General features: G+C 55.1%; 13 protein-coding genes. 12 read left to right on the top strand and 1 reads right to left on the bottom strand.

Annotated elements, in window-relative coordinates; genetic code table 11:
- The first annotated feature begins 11 nt into the window (after nucleotides 1-11).
- The 8 genes from accC (at nucleotide 12) to lpxP (ending at nucleotide 7,548) form a co-directional block, all read left to right on the top strand.
- Nucleotides 12-1,361 carry an acetyl-CoA carboxylase biotin carboxylase subunit gene (accC, locus tag AB6T85_RS18715; protein WP_253457793.1) on the top strand — a complete coding sequence of 450 codons (1,350 nt, stop codon included), beginning with the start codon at nucleotides 12-14 and terminating at the stop codon, nucleotides 1,359-1,361.
- Between the two features lie 67 nt (nucleotides 1,362-1,428).
- Nucleotides 1,429-1,665 (top strand): YhdT family protein, encoded by a 237-nt coding sequence (locus tag AB6T85_RS18710; protein ID WP_125287046.1) that lies wholly within the window; start codon nucleotides 1,429-1,431, stop codon nucleotides 1,663-1,665.
- Nucleotides 1,662-3,089, top strand: coding sequence for a sodium/pantothenate symporter (panF, locus tag AB6T85_RS18705; RefSeq protein WP_369896356.1), 1,428 nt, complete (start codon nucleotides 1,662-1,664; stop codon nucleotides 3,087-3,089). Before AB6T85_RS18710 ends, panF begins: the two co-directional genes overlap by 4 nt.
- Nucleotides 3,090-3,119: 30 nt before the next feature.
- On the top strand, nucleotides 3,120-4,001 hold the full coding sequence (prmA, locus tag AB6T85_RS18700; RefSeq protein WP_301250744.1) for a 50S ribosomal protein L11 methyltransferase: 882 nt from the start codon (nucleotides 3,120-3,122) through the stop codon (nucleotides 3,999-4,001).
- Between the two features lie 112 nt (nucleotides 4,002-4,113).
- Nucleotides 4,114-4,845, top strand: a complete 732-nt coding sequence (locus AB6T85_RS18695; protein ID WP_367317853.1) for a carbonic anhydrase — start codon at nucleotides 4,114-4,116, stop codon at nucleotides 4,843-4,845.
- Nucleotides 4,846-5,140: 295 nt separating this feature from the next.
- On the top strand, nucleotides 5,141-6,106 hold the full coding sequence (dusB, locus tag AB6T85_RS18690) for a tRNA dihydrouridine synthase DusB (protein ID WP_125287483.1): 966 nt from the start codon (nucleotides 5,141-5,143) through the stop codon (nucleotides 6,104-6,106).
- Between the two features lie 24 nt (nucleotides 6,107-6,130).
- The gene (fis, locus tag AB6T85_RS18685) at nucleotides 6,131-6,427 is read left to right on the top strand and encodes a DNA-binding transcriptional regulator Fis (protein WP_000462905.1); all 297 of its coding nucleotides are present in this window, start codon (nucleotides 6,131-6,133) and stop codon (nucleotides 6,425-6,427) included.
- A gap of 200 nt (nucleotides 6,428-6,627) precedes the next feature.
- The gene (lpxP, locus tag AB6T85_RS18680; RefSeq protein WP_253457781.1) at nucleotides 6,628-7,548 is read left to right on the top strand and encodes a kdo(2)-lipid IV(A) palmitoleoyltransferase; all 921 of its coding nucleotides are present in this window, start codon (nucleotides 6,628-6,630) and stop codon (nucleotides 7,546-7,548) included.
- 182 nt (nucleotides 7,549-7,730) lie between these two features.
- Here the strand turns inward: lpxP and AB6T85_RS18675 are convergent, their stop codons facing one another.
- Entirely contained in the window at nucleotides 7,731-8,036 is a 306-nt protein-coding gene (locus AB6T85_RS18675) for a hypothetical protein (protein WP_369896355.1), read from the bottom strand.
- 272 nt (nucleotides 8,037-8,308) lie between these two features.
- On the opposite strand from AB6T85_RS18675, the gene AB6T85_RS18670 reads away from it, so the two are divergent.
- From AB6T85_RS18670 to AB6T85_RS18655, 4 genes are all read left to right on the top strand, one after another.
- A complete protein-coding gene (locus AB6T85_RS18670; RefSeq protein ID WP_125287040.1) occupies nucleotides 8,309-9,334 on the top strand; it encodes an amino acid ABC transporter substrate-binding protein in 1,026 nt (341 codons plus the stop codon).
- Between the two features lie 63 nt (nucleotides 9,335-9,397).
- Nucleotides 9,398-10,576, top strand: a complete 1,179-nt coding sequence (locus AB6T85_RS18665; RefSeq protein ID WP_253457775.1) for an amino acid ABC transporter permease — start codon at nucleotides 9,398-9,400, stop codon at nucleotides 10,574-10,576.
- A 15-nt stretch (nucleotides 10,577-10,591) separates the two neighbouring features.
- A complete protein-coding gene (locus AB6T85_RS18660) occupies nucleotides 10,592-11,692 on the top strand; it encodes an amino acid ABC transporter permease (protein WP_253457773.1) in 1,101 nt (366 codons plus the stop codon).
- Between the two features lie 8 nt (nucleotides 11,693-11,700).
- The gene (locus AB6T85_RS18655; RefSeq protein ID WP_301250750.1) at nucleotides 11,701-12,462 is read left to right on the top strand and encodes an amino acid ABC transporter ATP-binding protein; all 762 of its coding nucleotides are present in this window, start codon (nucleotides 11,701-11,703) and stop codon (nucleotides 12,460-12,462) included.
- Nucleotides 12,463-12,798 lie beyond the last annotated feature (336 nt).

The raw sequence follows: 12,798 nt of genomic DNA, 5'->3' as shown, positions 1-12,798 counted from the left end.
CGAGGCGAACCATGCTGGAAAAAATTGTAATTGCTAACCGTGGTGAAATCGCGCTGCGTATTCTGCGCGCCTGTAAAGAACTGGGCATCAAGACCGTGGCCGTGCATTCAAGCGCCGACCGCGATCTGAAACACGTGCTGCTGGCCGATGAGACCGTTTGTATCGGGCCTGCGCCATCTGTTAAAAGCTATCTGAACATCCCGGCGCTGATCTCTGCCGCAGAGATCACCGGCGCGGTGGCTATCCACCCAGGCTACGGCTTCCTCTCTGAGAACGCCGATTTTGCCGAACAGGTGGAGCGCTCCGGCTTTATCTTTATCGGCCCTAAAGCCGACACCATCCGTCTGATGGGCGATAAAGTTTCCGCCATCACCGCGATGAAAAAAACCGGCGTGCCAACCGTACCAGGTTCTGACGGCTCGCTGGGCGACGATATGGAAAAAAACCGCGCCATCGCTCAACGTATCGGTTATCCGGTTATCGTTAAGGCTTCCGGCGGCGGCGGCGGTCGTGGGATGCGCGTTGTGCGCCACGACAAGGATCTTGAGCAATCCATCAACATGACGAAGGCGGAAGCCAAAGCGGCTTTCAACAACGACATGGTTTACATGGAGAAATTCCTCGAGAACCCGCGCCATATCGAAATTCAGGTACTGGCTGACGGCCAGGGCCACGCCATCTATCTGGCCGAGCGCGACTGCTCCATGCAGCGTCGCCACCAGAAAGTGGTGGAAGAGGCGCCAGCGCCAGGCATCACGGAAGAACAGCGCCGCTTTATCGGCGATCGCTGTGCGAAAGCCTGTATCGATATCGGCTACCGTGGCGCGGGCACCTTTGAGTTCCTGTTCGAGAACGGCGAGTTCTACTTCATTGAAATGAACACCCGTATCCAGGTTGAGCATCCGGTTACCGAGATGATCACCGGCGTCGATCTGATCAAAGAGCAGCTGCGTATCGCTGCCGGTCAGCCGCTGTCGATCAAACAGGAAGACGTAGTGGTTCGCGGCCATGCGGTCGAGTGCCGTATCAACGCGGAAGATCCGAACACCTTCCTGCCAAGCCCGGGTAAAATCACGCGCTTCCATGCCCCTGGCGGCTTCGGCGTGCGTTGGGAGTCTCATATTTACGCGGGCTATACCGTACCGCCGTACTATGACTCCATGATCGGCAAGCTGATCACCTACGGTGAGACGCGTGACGTGGCTATCGCCCGTATGAAGAACGCACTGGCGGAACTGATCATCGACGGCATCAAGACTAACGTCGAGCTGCAGATGAAGATCATGAGCGACGAAAACTTCCAGATCGGTGGCACCAACATCCACTATCTGGAGAAAAAACTCGGCATTCAGGAAACCTGATCCGCCAGAGGTAATAAAGGAAGGCCGGTCTGACCGGCCTTTTTCTTTGCCTGTTACGGGAGGAAAAATGGAAAAACGCTTTGTGCAGGCGCATCGCGAGGCGCGCTGGTCGTTCTGGCTGGCGGTCGCCTATGTGGCCGCCTGGTCGCTGACGGCCGCTTTTGGCGGCAATCAGCCGGGCATCACCGGCCTGCCCCACTGGTTCGAAATGGCCTGTTTGCTGGTGCCGCTGCTGTTTATCTTTTTCTGCTGGCTGATGATCAAACGGATCTTTCGTGATATTTCGCTGGAGGATACGCCGTGAAGGCCGGGATCATTCTGCCCCTTATCGCCTATCTGCTGCTGGTGGCGGCGCTTTCCGTCTACGCGATGCGTAAACGGCGCGAAGGCAACTTTCTTACCGAATATTTTCTCGGCAGCCGCTCGATGGGCGGGTTTGTGCTGGCGATGACGCTGACTACCACCTATATCAGCGCGAGTTCCTTTATCGGCGGGCCTGGCGCCGCCTATAAATATGGGCTGGGCTGGGTGCTGCTGTCGATGGTGCAGGTGCCCGCCGTCTGGCTGTCGCTGGGCGTTTTAGGCAAGAAGTTCGCTATTCTGGCCCGGCGCTATAACGCGCTGACGCTTAACGATATGCTCTACGCCCGCTATCGCAGCCCGCTGCTGGTCTGGTTTGCCAGCCTCAGCCTGCTGATCGCCTTTATTGGCGCGATGACCGTGCAGTTTATCGGCGGCGCGCGGCTGCTGGAAACCGCAGCGGGCATTCCTTACAGCAGCGGCCTGCTGATTTTCGGCGGCGCTATTGCGCTCTATACCGCTTTCGGCGGCTTCCGCGCCAGCGTGCTGAACGATGCCTTACAGGGCGTGGTTATGCTGCTTGGCACCTTTATCCTGCTGTTTGCGGTGATCCATAGCGCAGGCGGGATGCACAGCGCGGTACAGAAGCTGCAGCAGATCGATCCGCAGCTGATTTCGCCAGGCGGCGTGGATAATATCCTCAGCCCGACCTTTCTGGCCTCTTTCTCGGTGCTGGTCTGTTTTGGCGTGATCGGCCTGCCGCATACCGCCGTACGTTGTATCTCGTATAAAGACAGCAAGGCCGTGCATCGCGGCATCCTGCTGGGCACCGTGGTCGTGACCGTACTGATGTTCGGCATGCATCTGGCCGGCGCGCTGGGTCGCGTCGTGATGCCGGGCCTGACCGTGCCGGATCTGGTGATCCCGACGTTGATGATCCACGTTTTGCCGCCGCTGGCCGCCGGGATCTTCCTGGCCGCGCCGATGGCCGCCATTATGTCGACGATCAACGCGCAGCTGTTGCAGTCTTCCGCCACGATCGTCAAGGATCTCTTTTTGCGCGTGCGCCCGCAGCAGCTGGATAACGAGCCGCTGCTCAGAAAGATCTCCGCGACGGTCACGCTGGTGCTGGGCCTGCTGCTGCTGGTGGCGGCCTGGAATCCGCCCGATATGCTGATCTGGCTTAACCTGCTGGCTTTCGGCGGTCTGGAAGCGGTATTTCTGTGGCCGCTGGTGCTGGGGTTATACTGGGAGAAAGCCAATGCTGCCGGCGCACTCAGCAGCATGATCGGCGGCGCGGGCTGCTATACCCTGCTGGCCAGCTTTTCACTGCAGCCGTGGGGGTTTCACCCGATTGTGCCTTCGCTACTGCTGAGCCTGATTGCCTTCGTAATCGGCAACCGTTTTGGCCGCCCTGTCCGGCCTTAGCCTTTATTTGTTTGACTAAAGAGAATCGCAATGCCCTGGATACAAATGAAAATCAACACCACCGGCGACCAGGCTGAAGAGCTGGGCGACGCGCTGATCGAGAACGGGGCTGTCTCGGTCACGTTTCAGGATACGCACGACAATCCGGTGTTTGAACCGCTGCCTGGCGAAACGCGCCTGTGGGGCGATACCGATGCGATCGGCCTGTTTGATGCCGAAACCGACATGCAGGACGTGATTGCCAGTCTGGAACAGCATCCGCTGCTGGGCGCCGGCTTCCACCACAAAATTGAGCAGATAGAAGACAAGGACTGGGAGCGGGAATGGATGGAAAACTTCCATCCGATGCGTTTTGGTCAGCGCCTGTGGATTTGCCCAAGCTGGCGCGACGTGCCGGATCCGAATGCGGTCAACGTGATGCTGGATCCCGGCCTGGCGTTTGGCACCGGCACCCATCCCACGACGGCGATGTGCCTGAGCTGGCTGGACGGCCTGGATCTGGCCGGTAAAACCGTGATCGATTTTGGCTGCGGCTCCGGCATTCTCGCTATCGCGGCGCTGAAGCTGGGTGCGGCACAGGCTATTGGTATCGACATCGATCCGCAGGCGATCCAGGCCAGCCGTGACAATGCCGAGCGCAACGGCGTGTCGGAACGTCTGTCGCTTTACCTGCCTCACGAGCAGCCAGAGAACCTCAGCGCAGATGTCGTGGTCGCTAATATCCTTGCCGGCCCGCTGCGTGAGCTGGCGCCGCTTATCAGCGTGCTGCCGGTTTCCGGCGGTCATCTGGGTCTTTCCGGCGTGCTGGCGAGCCAGGCGGACGGCGTGTGCGAAGCCTATGCGGATAAGTTCGTGCTCGATCCGGTGGCGGAAAAAGAAGAGTGGTGCCGCATTACCGGCGTGCGTCGCTAAACTATCGGTTTCCAGGGACGGATTCAGATAGATTTCCTCTACCATAGGCTTATTATCAGCAGGGTTATTTAATCGCGCCGGCCTGTGCCGGCTACTTCAAGGGATAATGAAGATGAGAAGATATGCTCTGCTGTTCTCCTGCCTTGCCGCTTTGCCCGTCATGGCTGAACCGGCTATTCACTGGTCTTATGAAGGCCAGGGCTCGCCTGAACACTGGGCCGAGCTGGGTGATGAGTTTCAAACCTGTAAAACCGGCCAGTATCAGTCCCCCGTCGATATTACCCGGGTTATTGACGGCAAGCTGCCGCCGCTGGGCATAAACTTTCATACCGATACCAAAACCATTGTTAACAATGGCCACACTATCCAGGTTACGGTGAAGGACAGCGACGATTTTCAGCTTGATAATGACGCATTCGTGCTTAAACAGTTCCATTTTCACGCGCCCAGCGAAAATCACCTTTTCGGCAAAAGCTTTCCGCTTGAAGCGCATTTTGTTCATGCCAACAAGCAAGGCGAGCTGGCCGTGCTGGCCGTTATGTTTGAAACCGGCGCTGAAAACAGCGCGCTTAAGCCGCTGCTCGCGTCCCTGCCCGCACAGCAAAACCAGGTTGAAACCATGAAGCAAAGCATGGATCTCGCCACGCTTTTTCCCGCCGGGAAACACTACTACCGCTTTAGCGGTTCGCTGACTACGCCGCCCTGCACGGAAGGCGTGCGCTGGCTGATTCTGAAGCAGCCCGTTACGCTCTCTCCGGCCCAGCTGGCGGTTTTTGAGCACGCGCTTAAACATGCTAATAATCGCCCCTTGCAGCCTCTGCACGGTCGAATAATTGCCGAATAGCAGTACGCTATTTCGCCTTTTTTTGCAGGCGTATGGCGGCGCTTGTCGCGCTTAGAGCCTGAAGCGCCGCAATTTATAGTGTTAACTGCCTCACAAAAAAAGAAAAATATTTGTTCATCATTTAATCGTTAAAATTCAATCTATTGTTAAATAAGGATATTTATTCGTCTCACCGTCTCCGCAGGCCGACAATGCCGGTTTGAAGGGGGAATTGTTCAAAGTTTGGCCTTTCATCTTCTTAAAAAAATGCGTAATATACGCCGCCTTGCGAACACACTATGGTCACTTTTTTTTCATGCGCATAGGAAACCACCAGCTTCGCAATCGCCTGATTGCAGCACCAATGGCCGGAATTACCGACAGGCCTTTCCGGACGCTTTGTTACGCAATGGGCGCTGGTATGACCGTATCGGAGATGCTGTCGTCAAACCCGGAAGTCTGGGCCAGCGACAAATCCCGACTGCGTATGGTACACAGTGATGAGCCCGGTATTCGTACCGTGCAGATTGCCGGTTGTGATCCTGATGAGATGGCTGAAGCCGCGCGCATTAACGCTTTATCGGGCGCGCAGGTTATCGATATCAACATGGGCTGTCCGGCTAAAAAGGTGAATCGGAAAATGGCGGGCTCTGCCCTGCTGCAGCATCCAGAGCTGGTAAGGTCTATCCTTTCAGCGGTGGTCAATGCGGTGGATGTGCCCGTTACGCTAAAGATTCGCACCGGCTGGGACGTGGACAACCGCAATTGTGTTGAGATTGCCCAATTGGCTGAACGTTGTGGCATTCAGGCCCTGACCATTCACGGACGCACACGCGCGTGTTTGTTCAACGGCGAAGCTGAATATGACAGCATTCGGACAGTTAAGCAGAGTGTCTCTATCCCCGTAATCGCGAACGGAGACATTACTGACCCGCATAAAGCCAGAGCCGTGCTTGACTATACGGGGGCAGATGCCCTGATGATAGGACGCGCGGCTCAGGGAAGACCGTGGATCTTCCGGGAAATCCAGCATTATCTGGACACTGGGGAGCTGCTGGCACCAATGCCACTGGCTGAAGTAAAGCGCTTGCTCATTGGGCACCTACGGGAACTGCACGACTTTTATGGTCACCGCAAAGGATACCGTATTGCCCGGAAGCACGTCTCCTGGTATCTCCAGGAGCACGCCCCAAACGACCAGTTTCGGCGCACATTCAACGCCATTGAGGATGCCAGCGAACAGCTGGAGGCGTTGGAGGCATACTTCGAAAAACTTGCATAATAGAAATAAAGAGCTGACAGAACTATGTTCGAACAACGCGTAAATTCTGACGTACTGACCGTTTCAACCGTTAACTCCCAGGATCAGGTGACTCAAAAGCCTCTGCGTGACTCGGTCAAACAGGCACTGAAGAACTATTTTGCTCAACTGAATGGTCAGGATGTTAATGACCTGTATGAGCTGGTTTTGGCTGAAGTGGAACAGCCACTGTTGGACATGGTGATGCAATATACCCGTGGCAACCAGACCCGTGCAGCCCTGATGATGGGTATCAACCGCGGTACGCTGCGTAAGAAACTGAAAAAATACGGCATGAACTAAGTTTCGGTTCATTGTGACGGAGGCGCTACGTACTGTTAGCGCCTTTTTTAATGGCCGCCGTTCAGACAAAATTGTCTTGATTGTGTAAATAACAGACATTTACCTCAACTTCCTGCCAATCTCGTTGTCCTATACCCTGTACCGCTACGGATTAACGTCTTTATGCGCTACATCTTCCATGCACGCATAAAGAGAGATATATGAAGGTATCCCCCCGCTTTACCCGCAGCCTGATGCACCCTCGTTACTGGATCACCTGGGCTGGTCTGGGACTGCTGTTTTTACTGGTTCAGCTGCCGTTTCCGCTTCTGCAAAAGCTGGGAACCTGGATGGGCCGTACTTCAATGCGGTTTTTAAAGCGCCGTATCCGCATTACCCGTCGTAACCTTGAGCTCTGCTTCCCGGATATGCCGGAAGCGCAAATCGAGCAGCGTATCGTACGCAATTTTGAATCGCTGGGAATGGGCCTGCTGGAAACCGGTATGGCCTGGTTCTGGTCCGATCGCCGGGTGAAGCGCTGGTTTACCGTTAACGGCCTGCACAATTTACAGGCGGCACAACAAGAAGGCCGCGGCGCGCTGATTATCGGCGTGCATTTTATGTCGCTGGAGCTGGGCGGCAGGGCCATGGGCCTGTGTCAGCCGATGATGGCGATGTATCGCCCGCATAACAACAAGCTGATGGAATGGGTACAGACCAAAGGACGGATGCGTTCCAATAAGGCGATGATTAACCGCCGCGATCTGCGTGGCATGGTGCAGGCGTTGAAACAGGGTGAAGCCGTTTGGTTTGCGCCCGATCAGGACTACGGCCCGAAGGGCAGCGTGTTCGCGCCGCTGTTTGCCGTACCGCAGGCGGCTACCACCAGCGGCACCTGGATGCTGGCCCGCATGGCTAAGCCAGCCATGATCACCGTTGTGCTGATCCGTAATGACGACGGCAGCGGTTATGAACTGGTGATCCAACCTGAACTGAAAGATTACCCCATTGCCGATGAGCAGCAGGCTGCTGCCTATATGAATAAGGTGATTGAGACGGAGATCATGCGTGCGCCCGAGCAGTATATGTGGCTGCACCGCCGCTTTAAAACGCGTCCTGATGGCGCACAGCCACTTTACTGAGGCGTCTTAACGTTTATGAACCAGCCCGCAGCGGCTGGTTTTTTTTGCCTCTCTTTTGCTTGCGTCTTCTGCCTTCTGCCTCTCTTCTGCCTGCTTCTGCCTTCTGCCTTCTGCCTCTCTTCTGCCTGCTTCCTTCTGCCTTCTGCCTTCTTCTGCCCTCAACTTCTGTCTTCCGCTTTTGCTTATGCTTCTGCTTCTGCTTCTGCTTCTGCTTCTGCGTTTCTGCCTTCCCCTGCAGCTACCAACTTGCCGCTTCCTGCTTCTGGCTTGTCCTTCCTGCTTGCTCTTTGCTCTTTGCTCTTTGCTCTTTGCTCTTTGCTCTTTGCTCTTTGCTCTTTGCTCTTTGCTGCTTGCTGCTTACTCCTTGTTCCTTGTTCCTTGTTCCTTGTTCCTTGTTCCTTGTTCCTTGTTCCTTGTTCCTTGTTCCTTGTTCCTTGTTCCTTGTTCCTTGCTCCTTGCTGCTTGCTGCTTGCTGCTTGGCGCAACAATAATCGCGCTTTTGCTCACACCGCATAAATTTTAAGAAACATTTCGCACCATTTGTGACCAGCCGCGCGGCTTTTGCCTCTGTTTGGTGCGCAATATTAGGCAAACTTTCTATACGCTTCCGATTATTAACAAACCTTTCCATGAAATTCAGGATGCTGCAAATCTGGCATTGCCTTTGCAGTGTCGTGGATGGCTCTTGCCACAGACAGGAAAAGTGCACCGCAGCGTGCACTAAAACATAACAAAACGCTTACGCCACACAGGATGCTTTATGAAAAAAATGATGCTCTCCACTTTGGTGGCCGCTGCAGCGCTGTTTGCAGTCGCTAATCAGGCCCATGCCGGTGCTACGCTGGATGCGATTAAAAAGAAAGGGTTTGTGCAGTGCGGGATCAGTGACGGCCTGCCTGGCTTCTCGTTTGCGGATGCCAGCGGTAAATTTAGCGGTATCGATGTGGATGTTTGCCGTGCCGCAGCGGCGGCCGTGTTTGGCGATGCGACAAAAGTAAAATACACCCCGTTAACGGCTAAAGAGCGCTTTACCGCTCTGCAATCCGGCGAAGTCGATATCCTTTCCCGCAATACTACCTGGACCTCCTCGCGCGATGGCGGTATGGGCTTTATTTTTGCCGGCGTAAATTACTATGACGGTATTGGTTTTTTGACTCACCAGAAAGCGGGCCTTAAAAGCGCGAAAGAGCTGGATGGCGCCACGGTTTGTATCCAGGCGGGAACGGATACCGAACTGAACGTCGCCGACTATTTCAAAGCCAACAAAATGCAGTACACGCCTGTGACCTTCGATCGCTCTGACGAATCGGCAAAAGCACTGGATACCGGCCGCTGCGATACGCTGGCCTCTGACCAGTCGCAGCTGTATGCCCTGCGCATCAAGTTAGGCAAGCCGGACGAATTTATCGTGCTGCCGGAAGTGATCTCAAAAGAGCCTTTAGGGCCGGTGGTTCGCCGTGGCGATGATGACTGGTACACCATCGTTAAGTGGTCGCTGTTTGCGATGCTGAACGCGGAAGAGATGGGCATCACCTCAACGAACGTTGACCAGATGGCCGCTAAGCCTTCCACGCCGGATATGGCGCACCTGCTGGGTTCAGAAGGCGATTTCGGCAAGGATCTCAAGCTGAATAACAAATGGGCTTTCAATATCATTAAACAGGTAGGCAACTATCAGGAAGTATTCGATCGTAACGTCGGTAAAGACAGCCAGCTGAAAATCGCACGTGGTCAGAATGCGCTGTGGAACAAAGGCGGCATTCAGTACGCGCCACCGGTACGTTAATTCCCGCTGCAACAGGGCGCCAATCGGCGCCTTCGTCAGAATTTTCGTGACTGAGGTTTCAACATGTCTCAACGCCCGTCCGTAAAAAGGGATATCTCCTTTAGCAATCCTGCGGTGCGCGCCTGGCTGTACCAGATTATCGCCGTGGTGCTGGTGCTGGCCGTAGCTGGCTATCTTATCCACAATACGGTGATTAACCTGGCCAACCGCGGCATCACCTCCGGCTTTGGCTTCCTGGAGCGCAGTGCGGGCTTCGGCATCGTTCAGCATCTTATCGATTACAGCGAAGCCGATACCTATGCCCGCGTCTTTTTGGTCGGCCTGACCAATACGCTGCTGGTCTCCGCGCTCTGTATTGTATTCGCCTCTCTGCTGGGCTTTTTCATTGGCCTTGCCCGCCTGTCGGATAACTGGCTGCTGCGCAAGCTTTCAACCATCTATATCGAAATCTTCCGCAATATTCCGCCGCTGCTGCAAATCTTCTTCTGGTACTTTGCCGTGCTGCGCAACCTGCCGGGCCCACGCCAGGCGATGAACGCCTTCGATCTGGCCTTCATCAGTAATCGCGGCCTTTACATTCCCTGGCCGGCATACGCCCCTGGCACATGGCCTTTTCTTCTCTCCCTGCTGCTTGCTGCGGCATGCAGCGTTGCGCTGTTCCGTTATAACCGTAGCTATCAGTTGAAAACGGGCCAGCTGAGACGTAGCTGGCCTGCCATCCTGGCCATGTTCATTGTTTTCCCTTTGCTCGCTCATCTGGCTTTTGGCGTGCCGATGCACTGGGATGTACCGCTGCTGCGCGGCTTCAATTTCCGCGGCGGTTTTGTGCTGATCCCGGAGCTGGCGGCGCTGACGCTGGCGCTGTCTATCTATACCTCTTCTTTTATTGCTGAGGTGATCCGTGCCGGGATCCAGTCCGTACCGCACGGGCAAAGTGAAGCAGCTCGCTCGCTTGGTCTGCCGAATCCGGTCACGCTACGTCAGGTTATTATTCCTCAGGCGATGCGCGTCATTATCCCGCCGTTGACCAGCCAGTATCTGAACATTGTTAAGAACTCCTCGCTGGCGGCGGCAATCGGCTATCCCGATATGGTGTCGCTGTTTGCCGGCACGGTGCTGAACCAGACGGGACAGGCCATTGAAACCATCGCGATCACTATGGGCGTTTACCTGATTATCAGCCTGTTGATTTCGCTGTTGATGAATATCTATAACCGCAAAATACGGCTGATTGAGCGTTAAGAGAACGGAATAACTATGACTTTAGCCACGCATGATACGCAGCCTGTGCCGGTAAGTTCTTTTACGCGAGCCGTGAAATGGGCCAGAAAAAATCTGTTCTCAAGCTGGGGCAATTCGCTGCTGACGCTGTTCTGCCTGTGGGTGATCTGGAGTGTGATACCGCCAGCGCTGAACTGGCTGATTTTTCAGGCTAACTGGATCGGCACTACCCGCGCGGACTGTACCAAAGATGGCGCCTGCTGGGTGTTTATCCATGCCCGCTTTGGCCAGTTTATGTATGGTCTTTATCCTCATGAGCTGCGCTGGCGCATTAATCTGGCCCTGGTTATCGGCCTGCTCAGCATCATCCCGATGTTTATTAAGTCACTCCCGCGCCGGGGAAGTTATATCGCCGTATGGGCAATTGTTTATCCTGTGGTGGTATGGGTTCTGCTTTATGGCGGCTTCTTTGGGCTTGAACGCGTTGAAACGCGCCAGTGGGGCGGACTCACGCTGACGCTGATTATCGCCTCCGTGGGTATCGCTGGCGCACTGCCGCTCGGTATCCTGCTTGCGCTGGGACGCCGCTCCACGATGCCAGTAGTGCGCTCTCTGTCGATTATCTTTATCGAGTTCTGGCGAGGTGTTCCCCTGATCACGGTGCTGTTTATGTCCTCGGTAATGCTGCCGCTGTTTATGGCGGAAGGCAGCAGCATCGATAAACTAATCCGGGCGTTGGTAGGCGTGATCCTTTTCCAGTCGGCTTATGTAGCAGAAGTGGTACGCGGCGGTTTACAGGCGCTGCCGAAAGGACAGTATGAAGCCGCCGAGTCGCTGGCGCTGGGCTACTGGAAAACGCAGGGGCTGGTTATCCTGCCCCAGGCGCTAAAAATGGTCATCCCCGGCCTCGTCAATACGATTATCGCGCTTTTTAAAGATACCAGCCTGGTGATTATCATCGGGCTTTTCGATCTCTTCAGCAGCGTCCAGCAGGCTACGGTCGATCCCGCCTGGCTTGGTATGTCCACCGAAGGGTACGTTTTTGCCGCGCTGGTTTACTGGATTTTCTGTTTTAGCATGTCGCGCTACAGCCAGTATCTGGAAAGGCGTTTTCACACCGGGCGCACGCCGCACTGAGGCTTACAATGACTAATTCTTTGATTCAATCGGATGAAGCGATGATGATTACGCTGGAAAAAGTTAACAAATGGTATGGGCAGTTTCATGTGCTGAAAGACATTAATTTGCAGGTAAAAGCACGCGAACGCATCGTTCTTTGCGGCCCTTCCGGCTCCGGAAAATCCACCACTATCCGCTGTATCAATCATCTGGAAGAGCATCAGCAGGGTCGTATTGTTGTGGATGGCATCCACCTGAACGATGATTTACGCAATATTGAGCGTGTGCGAACGGAAGTCGGCATGGTGTTTCAACACTTTAACCTTTTTCCGCACCTGAGCGTGCTGCAAAACTGCACGCTGGCGCCGATTTGGGTACGCAAAACGCCAAAGAAAGAGGCTGAAGCGCTGGCGATGCACTATCTGGAGCGCGTACGCATTGCGGAACATGCGCACAAGTTTCCCGGCCAGCTTTCTGGTGGTCAGCAGCAGCGTGTGGCTATTGCCCGTTCGCTTTGCATGAAGCCCAAAATCATGTTGTTTGATGAGCCGACTTCCGCGCTGGATCCCGAAATGGTAAAAGAAGTGCTGGATACCATGATTGGTCTGGCGGAAGACGGCATGACCATGCTCTGCGTGACGCATGAGATGGGCTTTGCCCGCACCGTGGCGGATCGGGTGATCTTTATGGATCGTGGGGAAATCGTTGAGCAGGCACCGCCGCAGGAGTTCTTCTCCGCACCAAAATCGGAGCGAACCCGGGCTTTTCTTTCGCAGGTTATTCATTAAAACCGATACTGACAACGACCGGCTTAGCCGTGCAAATCTGATGCGAAGACCGAAGCCCTGGTATTTTACCGGGGCTTTTTACTGTTCAGTTTGGCGCTGAGCCGGGGCTGAATAGACGTGGGGACGGGATCGCGCCGCAGAGGGCCGGCGGCGGCCGCTTTTCTGACCGTTTTAAAATAAGGTCGGCGGCCACGGCCGCATTATCAACGTCCGGCAAAAGGTCCGGGAGCCGTAGCGGGGCCGAAAGAGAAGGCGGACGCGCGTTTTACGGGTACGGAAACGGGTGCATTCCACAGCGTGCAGCACGGACGCAGGGAGCGGTCACGCAGAGAGTTT

The organism is Erwinia aeris (genome assembly GCF_041224955.1).
Classification (GTDB): domain Bacteria; phylum Pseudomonadota; class Gammaproteobacteria; order Enterobacterales; family Enterobacteriaceae; genus Erwinia; species Erwinia aeris.
The sequence above is the reverse complement of the archived record's forward strand: the minus strand, read 5'-3'. Positions and strand labels throughout refer to the sequence as shown.